Here is a 13,757-nt window from a genome sequence, read left to right on the forward strand (position 1 = left end):
GGGGTGCTCCGGAGAGAGGTGCCGGCGGCAGCCGGAACGTCGCTACCATCGGCGCATGCGATCTTCGAGGTCCTCGGTGTCCCGCGCACTCGGACCGGCGGTTCTGGCGGCCCTGCTCCTGATACCCGGCGCCGCGGCTCCCGCGGGCGCGGCGGAGGGGGAGGAGGACAGCCCCTCGCTGCCGGGCATACGCGCCACCGTCACCGACGGCCGCCCGTGCACCGCGAAGTCCGCCAAGAGGTCGGCGCGGACCCCCTGGGCGCAGAGTTTCCTGGGGATCGACCGGGCCTGGGAACTCAGCCGGGGCGCCGGGGTGAAGGTCGCCGTCGTCAGCACCGGAGCGGATCTGCGCCGGGTGCCCGCGCTGGCCGGCCGGGTGACCGCGGGCCCGGACGTGGTGGCCGGCGGCACCGTGGAGGACGACTGCGTCGGCTACGGGACGTTCCTCGCCGGCCTCGTCGCGGGCAAGCGGCAGCAGGGGCTCGAAGCGGCCGGGGTCGCCCCGGAAGCCCGGGTGATCGCGGTACGGGCCACCGACGAGGAGGGCGTGACCACGCCCGAGGCGCTGGCCGAGGGGATCCGGGCGGCCACCGGTTCCGGGGCGCGGATCATCCACGTGGCGCTGGCCGTTCCTTCCGCGCCACGGCAGTTGAAGGAGGCCGTCCTCGCGGCGCGGAAGGCCGGTGCGCTGGTGGTGGCGCCCGCCTCGGCGCGGGAGTGGGAGAGCGGGGCGGGGGCGTCGCGGGCGGAGAGCGGCCCCGTCTACCCGGCGGCGCTGCCCGGGGTGCTCGCCGTCTCCTCGGTGGGGCCGGGAGGCGAACCGGAAGCGCGGGACACGGAGAAGGGGGCGCGTACGCGGCCGGGGCTGAGCGCTCCCGGCGTCTCGGTGACGGGTCCGGGGCCCGGCGGCGGCGGCCAGTTCACCGGCGGCGGCGACGCGGTGGCCGGCGCCTTCGTGGCCGGCACGGCGGCCCTGGTCCTCTCCTACCACCCCCGGCTGAGCGGCGAGCAGCTCGCGCACCGCCTGGAGGCCACCGCCTACGGGGCCATGGGCGGCACCCAGGAGACCGGCGTCGGGCCGGGGGTCATCGATCCGGTGCGGGCCCTGTCCGCGGTGCTTCCCGAGGAGCACGCCGAGTCCCCGGCTCCGTCCGCGCCGCGGAACGCCTCGGCCAGGGCCGTCCCGCCGCTCGACCCGCCGACGGTACGCCATCACGCGCTGGCCGTGGCGGGCGGGGCGGCCGGGGTCACGATGCTCGTCGCCTTCCTCGCGTTCGTACTGCCCCGGGGCCGCCGCCGGGGCTGGCGGGCCGGCCGGACCGGCGGTCCGGTCACGGAGGCGGACTGAGCACCGGGCCCGGGTCTCCGGGCCACGGCCGCCGGAACGGGCCCGCCGGGGGGCTTCCAGCCGGGGCGCGCCGGCCAGGGGCGCGTCCAGCCGGGCGCGCCGGGCCGGGGCGCGCCACCCACCGGGAGCCAGGGGCGCGTCGGCCCGGGGCGCGTCGGGGTCCTGGGCCAGTGCCCGTGCGCCAGAGGCCAGGCACCACGGCCGCGTCGCCCCGGCCCCCGGCGCTCCTACGCCTCGCCCGCCGGGTCCGGCAGCAGCGGGGTCTGCACCTGCACCACGCCTCTGCGGGTGATCAGCTGGGCCCTCCCCGGCGGCAGTTGCTTCGGCTTGGTGTCGTTGAACAGGTAGCCCTCCGACGGCGGGCAGGAGAGCAGCGCGGCAGGCGTGTTGACCTCCATCAGGCGGCGCAGCAGCGGATCGTTCATCGCCCTGGCGGCGCCGTTGGCGCTGCGGGCCACGATCAGGTGCAGACCGAGTTCCGCGCCCTGGGCGAGGTGGTCGAGCAGCGGCCCGAAGTGGTTGCTCATGCTGCCGCTGGAGACCATGTCGTAGTCGTCCACGACCATGAAGACCCGCGGGCCGGTCCACCAGTCCCGCCGCTTCAACCGGGCGGGCGAGATGTCCGCGCCGGGCAGGCGTTCCTTCATGGCCCGCGCAACTCCGTCCACCGCCTGCTTGAGGACGTCGACGGAGACCGCGTAGCCCAGCCGGTGCGACTCCGGGACGCTCTCCAGCAGACCGCGCCGGTAGTCGATCAGCAGCACCCGCGCCTCGTCGGGGGTGTAGCGGTCGGCGACCGCCCGGCAGACCGCGCGCAGCAGGTTGGTCTTGCCGGTCTCCGCGTCGCCCACCACCACCAGGTGCGCGGTCTGGGCGAAGTCGTGCCACATGACGTCGAGCTGGTTGCCCTCCAGGCCCAGCGGCAGGCGCAGATCGCCGTCCGCGCCGACCTCGGCGTCGGGCAGCTCGGTGGGCTCCAGGACCGCCGGCAGGGTGCGTACCTCGGGCGCGGGCGGGCCCTGCCAGTGCTCGGCCACCCGGGCCACCGCGTCCGCGACGCCCGCCCCGAGGTCCGTGGCGCTGTCGCCGCCGTCCAGCCGGGGCAGGGCGGTGAGGAAGTGGTGTTTGGTCTCGGTCATGCCGCGGCCGGGGGACTTCGGGATGGTCGCGGCGGCCCGCATATTGATCATGGAGTCCATGCTGTCGCCGAGCCGCAGCTCGAAGCGGGTGCCGAGCTGGTCCCGCAGCGCGGTGGGGATCTCCGACCAGCGGCTCGCCGCCACGATGAGGTGCACCCCGTAGTTGAGGCCCCGGGCCGCCAGCGCCGCGATGGTGTCCATGACCTCCATGAAGTCCTGACGGATCGTGCCCCAGCCGTCGACGACGAGGAACACGTCGCCGTACGGGTCGTCCGGCAGCTCCCCGGCGGCCCGGCGGGCGCGCAGCGTCGCCATGGAGTCGATGCCCTCGTCGGCGAACTGCTTCTCGCGCCTGGCCACCAGCGCGTGCACCTCGGCCAGCGTGCGGTGCACCCGCTCCAGGTCCAGCCGGCCCGTCACACCGCCGACGTGCGGCAGGTCGCGGAGCGCGCCGAGCGAGCCGCCGCCGAAGTCGAGGCAGTAGAACTGGACTTCGCGCGGGGTGTGCGTGAGTGCCAGCGCCATGATCAGGTCGCGTACGAGGGTGGACTTGCCGGTCTGCGGACCGCCGGCGATGCCGACGTGCCCGCCCGCGCCGGACAGCTCGGCGATCAGGGGTTCACGGGTCTGGTCGAAGGGCCGGTCGATGACGCCCACCGGCACGGTCAGCTCGCCGTGCGGCCCGGGGTCGATGGTGGTGAGACCCCGCTCGGCGTGCGCCGCCACGCCCATCAGCAGGGTGTCCAGCGACAGCGGCCTGTCCAGCGGCGGCAGCCAGACCTGGTGGGCGGGCCTGCCGCCCTCGCGCATCCGGGACACGGCCAGCGCGAGCAGGGTCTCCTCGCTCGCCTCCTCCATCGCCACCGGCTCCGCCACCGACTCCGGCGCGGGGAGCCGGGGCGCGGTCCACTCCGTGCGGTAGGGGACGACCTGCCCGGCGACGGCCGACGCGCCGACCCTGCGGACGCCCTGGTAGGGCCCGGAGACGTACGCGGCCTTGAACCGGACCAGGGTCCCGGTGTCCTTCTTCAGGATGGCGCTGCCGGGCACGGAGGGCAGTTGGTAGGCGTCCGGTACGCCCAGGACGCCGCGGCTCTCCATCGAGGAGAACGTACGCAGGGCGATCCGGTACGACAGATGCGACTCCAGCTGGGTCATCCGGCCCTCGTCCAGCCGCTGCGAGGCGAGCAGCAGATGCACGCCGAGGCTGCGGCCCAGTCGCCCCACCATCACGAACAGATCCATGAAGTCGCGGTGCGAGGAGAGGAGTTCGCTGAACTCGTCGACCACCACGAAGAGCGTCGGCAGCGGCTCCAGGGCGGCCCCCGCCGCCCGCGCCGTCTCGTACTCGAACGCCGACGTGTAGTTCCCGGCGCTGCGCAGCAGCTCCTGACGGCGCATCAGCTCCCCGTGCAGGGCGTCCTGCATACGGTCCACCAGGGCCGACTCGTCGGCGAGGTTGGTGATCACGGCCGAGGTGTGCGGCAGGTCCTCCAGGCCGAGGAAGGTGGCGCCGCCCTTGAAGTCGACCAGGACGAAGTTCAGCTTCTCCGAGGAGTGGGTGAGCGCCAGCGCCAGCACCAGGGTCCGCAGCAGCTCGGACTTGCCGGAGCCCGTCGCGCCGATCAGCACGCCGTGCGGGCCCATGCCGCCCTGCGCCGCCTCCTTGATGTCCAGTTCGACCGGGGTGCCGTCACCGGCGAGACCCAGCGGCACCCGCAGTCTGGCCCGCTCGCTGCGGCAGCGCCTCGGCGGCGGAGGGCGGCGCTCCGGAGCGGCCCGGCCGGGTGTCGCGGCCGATGGTGGTGGCAGCCGCCTTCGCCGGTGCGCTGCTCCTCGGGGCTCCGTTCGTCGTGGCGGCCGCCCAGAAGGACGACGCCAAGCCCGTGCGCGGCGAAGCGGCGGCGGCCGCGTGGAAGCAGGACGGCCAGAAGGGCGGCTACGTCCCCGGCACCGACCCCGCCGACCCCGAGGGCGTACGGCATCCCGGTGGCTCCGAGCAGGGTGACCCCGCGGCCCGGGGCGACAAGGGCCCCGCCAACCACGTACGCGCGGACGCGGGCGACGGGCCGCAGTCCGAGGACGGGTCGAAGGCGGGGACCAAGGGCGCCGGAGGTGCCGAGGACGCCGGGGGAGGCAAGGACTCCAAGGGCAGCACGTCGGGCAAGGCCGGCCCGGCGGACCAGGACGGTTCCGGGGCGAAGGCCCCTGCGGGCACGGGCTCGGAGACTCCCGCCAAGGCCCCCTCGACGGGCACAGCGCCCAAGTCGCAGACCAAGTCGACGCCGACCGTGGTGTACAGCGGCGTGGCCGGCCCGGAGTGCCCCACCCAGCGCTTCCAGAAGTCGGGCTACTACAGCGACGGCAACAGGGGCTGGGCCACCCACAGCGGCGGCTACAGCGGCTACAACTGCGCGGGGAAATACCACTCCATGCCCATGTCCGGCAGTTCCTCCAAGGACTCGGGCGGTTCGGCGACCTGGCTGTTCGACCTGCCCGCCGCCGCCAGGAAGTGCGGCATCTCCGTCCATGTGCCCGGTAGTTCCGACATCGTGCGGGTCGGTGGCGACCCGAGCTACTACACCGTCTACGACCGGTTCCTGCCCAGGACCAACAACCTGGTCGGCTCCTACTACGTCAACCAGCAGGACCGTCGCGGCACCTGGTACAACGTGCCGGGCACGTTCGCCGTCGACGCCAAGAAGCTCTCCGTGCGCCTGCACGACCGGGGCCAGGACAGCAATAACGAACACCATGCGATATCCGCGGTGAAGGTGACCTGCACCGGTTGAGCGGCAGGCGCGAGGAGGGGGCGCGTCAGGCGTGCGGTGCGCGGCGGCGCGGAGGGGGCACACCGGCCGTGGCCGGGGGCGTCGGATCTTTTCGGCGGCGAAACCTCGGTCAGAAGTTCGGGGGCACCCGGCCGGGGGTTCGCAAGCCGCAACCTTCCGCCCGGCGGGACGTTCGGCAGGGCACGGGAGCGGGCAAATCGACCAGGTGGGCCCGAAGGCGGAATCCCCACCGCAGGGCGCTCCCCCTACCGCCCCGTCACCCGGCGGGCGTACGCGGCTCCGTGCCGCCGCCCGCCCGCCGGTCCCGCCACCCGCACGCCGAAGCACTCGCGTGACCTACGCACCATCAGGGAAAGGAGCGCCGCGATGGCGACGCCGCTGTCTGCAGCCAGGCTGCTCAGAGCCCTCCGCGACGAAGGCCTCCACGTCGTCGAACACCGGAGCTGGCGTACCAACAACCGGAACCACAAGGGTCCCTGGGGTCCGACGCACGGAGTGATGATCCATCACACCGTCACCTCCGGCACCGCTTCCTCGGTCGAGCTCTGCTACAACGGCCACTCCGCCCTGCCCGGCCCGCTCTGCCACGGGGTCATCGCCAAGGACGGGACCGTCCATCTCGTGGGCAACGGGCGCGCCAACCACGCCGGGCTCGGCGACGACGACGTCCTGCGCGCCGTCATCGCGGAGAAGGCGCTGCCCCCCGACAACGAGGCCAACACCGACGGCAACCGGCACTTCTACGGCTTCGAGTGCGTCAATCTCGGCGACGGCAAGGATCCCTGGCCGGCGGCCCAGCTGCTGTCGATCGAGCGGGCCGCCGCCGCCGTCTGCCGGGCGCACGGCTGGTCGCAGCGGTCGGTGATCGGGCACCTGGAGTGGCAGCCGGGCAAGGTCGATCCGCGCGGGTTCACCATGAACGCGATGCGCACGCGGATCGGCAAGCGGCTCGGCGGCTCCCCGGACGGCCCCTCCAAGCCGGCGTACGAGCCGTACCCGGGGGCCGCGTTCTTCAGGGTCGGCCGCAGCAGCGCGATCATCACGGCGATGGGCAAGCGCCTCGTCGCGGAGGGCTGCGGCCGGTACGCGGTGGGTCCCGGCCCGGTCTGGTCCGAGGCCGACCGGAAGTCGTACGCCACCTGGCAGCGCAAGCTGGGCTACACGGGCGCCGACGCGGACGGCATTCCCGGGAGGACCAGTTGGGACCGGCTCAAGGTGCCCAACGTGTGACGGAGGCCCGTCCGGCTCCCTTCCTTCTCCCCCGGAGGTGAGGGAGCCGGACGGGCCGCCCGCCGACCGGACCGGTACGGCGGTTCACTAAGGGCTGTCCGATGGATCGCCGATGAGATCCGAGGGACGGTGCGATGACGGCCGAGGTACGAACGGTGGAGGCCGGGGAGCTGAACCAGTACGCCGATGGCATCCGCGACGTGTACGCGCGTGCGTTCGCGGCCCCGCCCTGGAACGAGGATCCGGCGGCGGCCGACGACTATGCGAAGCGGCTCGTACGGGACGCGCTCCGGCCCGGGTTCACGGCGGCCGTGGCGACGGCCGGGCAAACAGCCGGGGGGACGGTGACCGGCTTCGCCACGGCCTGGACCACCCCGGACGCCTTTCCGGTCGACCGCAGTTACGGGCAGGTAGCCGAGGCCCTCGGTCCCGGGCGGACGCGGGCGTGGCTGTGCGGCGCGCTGGAGGTGAACGAGCTGGCGGTAGCGCCGGAGGCACACGGTGCGGGGCTGGGCGCGGCGCTGCTGGACGCGGTGACAGGGCCCGCCCCGGACGGCCGTTGCTGGCTGCTGGAAGTACTCCACGAGCTCGAAGACGCTGGCAGGGCCGACCTGCTGGGAGAAGTACGTGCCGCCGGGGGTCAGGACGCGTGCGATCTCCTCCCACCACGTGGTGACCGGATGGCGGCTGACCACGAGGTCGAAGGCCGCGTCCCCGAAGGGCAGCGGCGGTTCGTCCTCGTCGGCGACGACGACCGCCCCGAGCGGGTGCAGAAGGGCGGTGGCGCGGGCGATGTTCGGCGGCCAGGCCTCCGTGGCCACGGTGACCGGCGGGAGCTTCGGCGCGGCGGCCAGCACCTCGCCGCCCCCGGTCTGGAGGTCGAGCGCGGCGTGGGCCCGGCCGAGCCGGTCGGCCATCGCGCGGGCGTACCCCCAGGAGGGGCGCTCCTCGGTGGCGCGGCCGTCGAGCCAGGAGAAGTCCCATCCGTCCACGGAGCCGGCGTCGGCCTCGGCGACGAGGGCCTCGAACCGGTCGCGGGAGGCCGCGGAGTCGAAGTAGTCGGAGGAGCCGGAGGGGTCGGAGGGGTCGGAGGGGAGGGGTGCGGGAACGGATGGTTCGGACATACGGGAATCGTGTCAGGCGGCCCCGGGGCACGCGAACAAATTCCGGGCGGGTCCGCGAAGGAACTCCGGGCGGGTCCGCGAAGGAACTCCGGGCGATCCGCGCGGGCCCGGGTGCGCGCGTGCGGGGTGTCGCCCTTGTTCTTGCCGCCCGGGGTGCCGCTGCGGGCCCCGGGCACGCGGATGCCTGCTCGCGCGCGGGCCCCAAGTGCACGGGGTGCTCGCACGCGGGCCGCCCTTCCTCACCCGGCCAGGGCCCCCAGCAGCAGGCCGGTCAGCGCCCCGGCGATCATGAACGGTCCGAACGGGATGCCGGTCCGGCGCCCCGCCCGGCGCAGCAGCACCAGGCCGAGTCCGTACGCCGCCCCGAACAGGAATCCGGCGAACCCGCCCAGGAACAGCACGGTCCAGCCGTACCAGCCGAGGGCCACGCCCAGGGCCAGGGCGAGCTTCACGTCACCGAAGCCCATGCCGTTCGGGTTGATCAGGAAGAGCAGGAAGTAGAAACCGCCGAGGGCCAGGCCGCCCAGCAGGCCGGAGGTCCAGGATCCGGCGTGCCCGGGAAGCAGCGCGGCGCCGCCGAGCAGCAGGACGGCCGCGACCGCCAGGGGCAGGGTCAGCGGGTCGGGCAGCCGGTGGACCCGCCGGTCGACGGCGGCGAGGAGCACGGCGACGGGGGCCAGCGCCAGCCACCCGATGAGCTCGGGCCTGGCCCCGGTGGCGGCGGCGAGCGCGACACAGGCGACCACGGTGGCCAGGGGGGCGAGGACGCCGGGGGCGTAGGCGGACCGGCCGGGGCCGGGAGTTACGGCGGCGGTGTCGGACCCGGGTGCGGCAAGCATTCCCGGGGCGGCGCAGGACGCGCACCGGGCCGGGCCGAGCCAGCCGCGGACGGGCCCGGTGAGCGGGTGTCCCGCAGGGCACGCCGTACGCCAGGGCTCCTCCGGCTCGACGGCGAACCGGTAGGCGGCACGCGGGATCAGCAGTCCGGTGACGGCTCCCCAGACCGCGGCGAGGGCGAGCAGCGCGGCGTCCACGGGACGACCCTAACGGGCTGCGGGAACAGGGGTCTTGGGTCCGGGGGCCCAGGAACGGCCGGCCGGGGCCCAGGGGTGAGCGTTCGGCAGCCACGGACGTCCGGCCGGGGCTACGGTCGGTGCCCATGAGGACATGGCGCGATGGCGGCGGGACGCTCACGGTCGGCACGGACTCCGGGGCCCGGGAGGTGCCGCTGCGGATAGCGGCCTCGTACCGGGCCCGTACCCGGGGGCTGCTCGGGCGGGACGGGATCGAGGGGGCGCTGATGCTCACCCCGTGCGGGAGTGTGCACACCTTCCGGATGCGGTTCCCCATCGATGTGGCGTACCTGGACCGGAAGTTCACCGTCCTCGCGGTCCGCACGATGAAGCCCGGCCGCCTCGGGCTGCCCCGGCTGCGGGCCCGGCACGTGGTGGAGGCGGAGGCCGGGGCGATGGAGCGGTGGGGGGTGCGGCCGGGCGTACGGGTGGAGCTGCGGGCGACGGCCGCGTCTGGGGCGTCTGGGGCGTCTGGGGCGTCGGCCGACTCCGGGGCACCTGGGTCGGCCGGTGCCCCTGGGACTTCCGGGGCGTCTGGGGCGTCGGCCGACTCCGGGGCACCTGGGTCGGCCGGTGCCCCTGGGACTTCCGGGGCGCCTGGGGTGTCCGGGATGCCTGGGACGTAGGGGGCGCCTGGGGCGTCGAGGGCGTCCGGCGTGCCTTACGGCGGGCCCGCGCCCAGCAGGGTCCAGGCCCCGTAACCGGCGGACGCGCAGGCGAGGACGGCGAGGACGGCGGCCGTGCGTCCCGTGCTGCGCAGCCTCAGCAGAGCGACGGCGGGCGGGAGCAGCAGCGGGAACGCGGGCATCATCAGGCGCGGCCGGGAGCCGAAGTATCCGGCGCCGATCAGGGAGATGACGACGATCGTGATGGTGTAGACGAGGACCGGGAGCGGCTGCCGCTGCCGTACGCAGAGCACCACGAGCCACCCCAGCAGCCCGAGCGCCGCGCACAGGCCGAGGGCGGTGGGCCACGGGAGTCCGGCGATGAAGGCGGCGAGCGCGCGACCGCCGTCGATGTTGTTGCCCCACTGCGCCTGTACGTCGAAGTAGGCGAACGGGCTGCCCTCGCGGACGGCCACGAACACCACGTACGCCAGCCAGCCCAGTGGTGCGAGCGCCACGCCCGCGATCATCCGGACGTTGCGGCGCAGCACCGGACCCGCACGGCGCTCGTCGCGGTACTCCCGTACGAGGGTGACGGCGGCGGTGATCGCCAGGGCCGCGATGAGCGCCGCCGCCGTGGGCCGGGTGAGCCCCGCCAGGACGCCCAGCGCGCCCGCGACGATCCAGCGGCCGGTGAGGACGGCGTACAGCGCCCAGGCGGCCAGGGCGGTGAACAGGGTCTCCGTGTACGCCATCGACTGGACGAACGCCGTCGGGCAGACGCCCCAGAGCGCGGCCAGCACCACGCCCGCACGCCGTCCGCACAGATGGGATCCGACGGCGAAGACGCCCCAGGCGGCGAGCAGCCCGGCCGTCCAGGCGACCAGGAGGCCGGCGCCGCCGAGGGTGAGCGGGGTCACCTCGGAGATGCCGCGTTCCAGGGCCGGGAGGAGGGGGAAGAACGCCAGGTCGGAGTGGACGGAGCCGTCCGGGAGGGTGACGGTGTAGCGGTAGCCGCTCTCGGCGATGCGCTGATACCAGACGGAGTCCCAGCGTCCGCTGAGTGGCCCCAGGGGATCCTTCCCGGCGGCCGACGCGGCCGCCCAGAAGACCAGGAGCCCCAGGGCCCGCGCGGCGGCGTAGACGGCGAGCGCGGGCGTGGCGGCCCGGAACGCGGCGGCGGCCCGGAGCCCGGGAGCACGGGGGGCCGGGGCCGGGGCCGGGGCAGCGAGCGTCCGGGTACGGAGCTGGTGATCGGACATACGGCCGATTATGACGTCGGCGGTGGACTCGTCTCTCCACGGGGAGCCTGCCGGCCGGAGGCTCGGTGGCGTGGCGGCCGGGCGGTGGCCGAGGGGGTCGACGGGTGGTGGCGGGCCGGGTGGGCGCGGTGGGCCGGTGAGGCGTGGCGGGCCGGTGGCCGAGGCCCTGGCGGTCGGCGGCCGGGACCGTGGCGGTCGGTGGCCGGGGCGGACCCGCTCAGGCGCCGAGCACCTCGTTTCCGAACACCTTCCACGGCGACATCTCCACCCCGTCCATGACCGCCAGCTGCGGGTGCCGGGCCGCCGTCTCGTCCCGTACGGCGACGGTGTCCGGCCAGGCGTCGAGGTGCGCGGTGCCCTCGATGACGACGCCGTCCCAGTCGGTGGCGGCCGTCGCGCCGCTCCGGTCGACGACGAAGCCGATGCACAGCACGGAGGCCCGTCCGACGGTACGGCGGATGGCGCTCACCGCCCGCCCCCGCTCCGGCTCGGGCAGCTCCCCGACGGCGAACTCGACGGTGACGACACCGGCACGGGCCCGCCGGATGCGCACCAGGAGGTCGAGGCCCCCGCCGGTCCACAGCCGGAATCCGACCTTGTGCAGCCGCTGGAGGCCGGCGATGGACAGCAACTGCTCGCGGGTGACGGGCGAACGGGCCCCCAGGGACGCGGAGTCGAGGCTGACGAGCACCGTATGGCCGGTCACCGGGTGGGCCGGGCGGAGCCCTTCGGCCTCCAGGTCGCCCAGCAGCGTCCGGGCGTCCAGCCGGGTCCAGCCCAGGTGGTACGAGTAGAAGAATCCGGCACCCATCGACGCCCACCCCCATCGCTCTTCATCGCGGCGGCGTCGTGGTCGGCGACCCCCGGCGCATCCGAGCGTACTGAGCGGCGGCCGGGACTGCGTGGGCCCACGGGCCCACGGGCGGCCCCAAGCAGAACGGCCGCCGCACCCCGGCGGCGTAACACGGCTGCCGGATCCCGCACTTGGGCCCGGCTTTGGGACCGTGGACCCGGGTGGCGGCAGCTTCCCGGCCGTACGCTCTCAGCCGTCGGGCAACACGCGCGGGGTCGAGGAGAGGTGCACCGTGAGCGGAGGCAGAGGCGGTGGCGCGGGCGGAGGCCGGGAAGACCGGAGCGCGGGGCACATACCGCCGGGGCGCCACGGCCTCGCCGGACCCGGCGCCCCACGCCACGGCCAACAGGGCGGCCGGTTCTTCGCGTTGACCCGCAGCTGGGTGACGGGCGCCCTCGTCTATCTCGCCGCCGGATTCGTCACGAGCCGGGTCCTGGTCGAACTGCTGGGCACGGAGGCGCGGCTGGAGACCTTCGGCTGGCGGCTGGCCCTGATCCACCTGCCCGCACTCCTCGTGACGCTGCTGACCGTCCTGGCCGCCGCCCGGATCCTCCCCGACGAGCACCGCGAGTCCTCCCGCGCCCTGTACCTGCTCGCCGCCCTGGCCGTACCGCTGGCCGGCCTGCTGTACGGCTTCGCCGTCGCCGGGGAGGTCGTCGGCATCGAGGGCGTCCTCATGCCGGCCGTCTCACTGGCGGCCGGCGCGGCGTCGGGGGTGGCCGTCGACCGGCTGCTGGAGGAACGTGCCACCCGGCCGCCGCCCCCGCCGTACGCGTACAACTGGCGTGACAGCGGCGCGACGGCGACGGAGTACCTGGGCGTCGTCGCCCTCGTCGTCCTGCTGATCGGCGCGATGGCGATGGCCGGGGCCGGCGGGAGGATCGGGGAGCGGCTGCGGTGCGCGATCAGCTCGCTGGCCGGGGGTGGCGGCTCCTGCTCGACCGTCGGCCAGGATCCCGGGGCGAAGCCGAGGACGGACGCTGACTACGAGCCCAGGATGTGCCAGGTCTCCACCATCTCGGACACGGCGGGCGGCAAGGTCAAGGTCGGCTGGTTCGAGTGGGGGGAGGAGTACGGCTTCCAGCAGAAGGTCTCGCAGGCGAGCACCGATGTGAACGGTGACGGGAAGGTCGACGGCGACGACAAGTTCGTCTCCATGACGTTCACCGACGCCGCATCCGCCGGGGCCACCGCCAGCACCCCCGGCGTCAAGCTCGGGAGCCTCGGGAAGGCGGACATCGACATCGGCGGCGGCATCAAGATCACCAACGGTGACACCTGGATCTTCGCGAGCGAGGAGGAGGCGGAGAGGATGCGGGACGACATCGAGGAAATGAAGATGTGGGAGACCTCCACCAAGCACAGCGGCGGCTACGGCGGCGGCTGGTACTCCGCGATGAAGTGGGCGGAGAAGAAGGAGGACATCGAGAGGAAGATCGGCGACAAGAAGATCTCCTACTCGACCGTCGGCCTCAACGCCTACGCGGACGGCGGCCTGTCCTTCAAGGGCGGCGACGAGGGCGAACTCGGCGCCGGACTGGGCGGCAGGGCGACGTTCTCACCCGAGGTGACGATCACCAAGGACGACGTGAACGGCAACGAGTCGTACACGTACACGGCCAAGCTCGAACTGGAGGGCAAGGCCGGCGGGAACGTTGGCCCGGTCAAGGGCACCGTCGGCGGCAAGCAGGCCCGCACGGGCGCCATCACCGTCACCCGCGACCAGAAGACCGGGAAGATCGTCCGCATCGATATGACGCAGACGGTGGAGAGCGGTTCGACGTCCGGCAAGGTCGAGGTCGGCGGCGACAACGGCGAGAGCGGCCAGGACAAACGCGGCGGCACGGGCAGCGCGTCCGACTCCTCGTCCGGGACCGGGATCGACGTGGTGACGAACTCGATCGTCTTCGGCAAGGACATGGACGCGGCGACCGAGGCGAACCGGGCCGTCGCCGAACAGTGGCTGGGCGGCTCCGGCAACAACACCGCCCCGTTCGAGTACCTCTTCGGCGACCACGGCATGGAGACCCGCCCGGAGGGCAACGACCCCTTCCAGCAGCTGATGTTCGAGGACGGGCTGTCCAGCAGCATGCGGTACACCGGCGAGAGCGACGCCCAGGAGTTCGGCTTCGAGATCTCGCTCGGCATGAGCCTCGGGCTCTCGCTCTCCACGGAGGTGAAGAAGGAGATGCTGGCGGACGCGCGGTTCCTCGGGGCACCGCAGGGCGACCGGCGCACGTATGTTCCGTACAGCTACTGCGCGAACTGACGAGGCGAAGAGGCGGGAGGCGAAGAGGCGGTGACACGAACGATGAGTTCCAGCACAGGGAA

7 protein-coding genes and 4 pseudogenes are annotated in these 13,757 nt (G+C 74.0%); 6 read left to right on the forward strand and 5 right to left on the reverse strand.

Annotated features, from left to right (window positions below; translation table 11 throughout):
• Window positions 1-55 precede the first annotated feature (55 nt).
• The gene (locus ACGF2Y_RS19615; RefSeq protein WP_392948876.1) at window positions 56-1,348 is read left to right on the forward strand and encodes a S8 family serine peptidase; all 1,293 of its coding nucleotides are present in this window, start codon (window positions 56-58) and stop codon (window positions 1,346-1,348) included.
• A gap of 227 nt (window positions 1,349-1,575) precedes the next feature.
• On the opposite strand, the pseudogene eccCb reads toward ACGF2Y_RS19615, so the two are convergent.
• Window positions 1,576-4,227: pseudogene (gene eccCb, locus ACGF2Y_RS19620) on the reverse strand (type VII secretion protein EccCb); the annotation flags it as partial.
• Between the two features lie 59 nt (window positions 4,228-4,286).
• Here eccCb and ACGF2Y_RS19625 point away from each other — a divergent pair.
• The 3 genes and pseudogenes from ACGF2Y_RS19625 to ACGF2Y_RS19635 all read left to right on the forward strand — a co-directional run.
• Entirely contained in the window at window positions 4,287-5,279 is a 993-nt protein-coding gene (locus ACGF2Y_RS19625; protein ID WP_392948878.1) for a hypothetical protein, read from the forward strand.
• A gap of 366 nt (window positions 5,280-5,645) precedes the next feature.
• Window positions 5,646-6,509: a peptidoglycan-binding protein gene (locus tag ACGF2Y_RS19630; RefSeq protein WP_392948881.1), complete on the forward strand. Its 864-nt coding sequence runs from the start codon at window positions 5,646-5,648 to the stop codon at window positions 6,507-6,509.
• Between the two features lie 134 nt (window positions 6,510-6,643).
• Window positions 6,644-7,081 (forward strand): annotated as a pseudogene (locus tag ACGF2Y_RS19635) (GNAT family N-acetyltransferase); the annotation flags it as partial.
• Here the strand turns inward: ACGF2Y_RS19635 and ACGF2Y_RS19640 are convergent.
• Window positions 7,073-7,633: pseudogene (locus tag ACGF2Y_RS19640) on the reverse strand (class I SAM-dependent methyltransferase); the annotation flags it as partial. The pseudogenes ACGF2Y_RS19635 and ACGF2Y_RS19640 sit on opposite strands and share 9 nt — an antisense overlap.
• A gap of 239 nt (window positions 7,634-7,872) precedes the next feature.
• Window positions 7,873-8,667 (reverse strand): prepilin peptidase, encoded by a 795-nt coding sequence (locus ACGF2Y_RS19645; protein WP_392948883.1) that lies wholly within the window; start codon window positions 8,665-8,667, stop codon window positions 7,873-7,875.
• A 125-nt stretch (window positions 8,668-8,792) separates the two neighbouring features.
• Here ACGF2Y_RS19645 and ACGF2Y_RS19650 point away from each other — a divergent pair.
• A pseudogene (locus tag ACGF2Y_RS19650) lies at window positions 8,793-9,176 on the forward strand (DUF192 domain-containing protein); the annotation flags it as partial.
• Window positions 9,177-9,367: 191 nt separating this feature from the next.
• Here ACGF2Y_RS19650 and ACGF2Y_RS19655 read toward each other — a convergent pair.
• Both ACGF2Y_RS19655 and ACGF2Y_RS19660 read right to left on the reverse strand, forming a co-directional pair.
• Window positions 9,368-10,573: a hypothetical protein gene (locus tag ACGF2Y_RS19655; RefSeq protein ID WP_392948886.1), complete on the reverse strand. Its 1,206-nt coding sequence runs from the start codon at window positions 10,571-10,573 to the stop codon at window positions 9,368-9,370.
• A 217-nt stretch (window positions 10,574-10,790) separates the two neighbouring features.
• Window positions 10,791-11,384, reverse strand: coding sequence for a hypothetical protein (locus tag ACGF2Y_RS19660; RefSeq protein ID WP_392948888.1), 594 nt, complete (start codon window positions 11,382-11,384; stop codon window positions 10,791-10,793).
• Window positions 11,385-11,808: 424 nt separating this feature from the next.
• Here ACGF2Y_RS19660 and ACGF2Y_RS19665 point away from each other — a divergent pair, with 424 nt between their 5' ends.
• Window positions 11,809-13,695 carry a hypothetical protein gene (locus tag ACGF2Y_RS19665; protein ID WP_392949029.1) on the forward strand — a complete coding sequence of 629 codons (1,887 nt, stop codon included), beginning with the start codon at window positions 11,809-11,811 and terminating at the stop codon, window positions 13,693-13,695.
• Window positions 13,696-13,757 lie beyond the last annotated feature (62 nt).

It is taken from the genome of Streptomyces sp. NPDC048142, assembly GCF_043202835.1.
Lineage (GTDB): Bacteria > Actinomycetota > Actinomycetes > Streptomycetales > Streptomycetaceae > Streptomyces.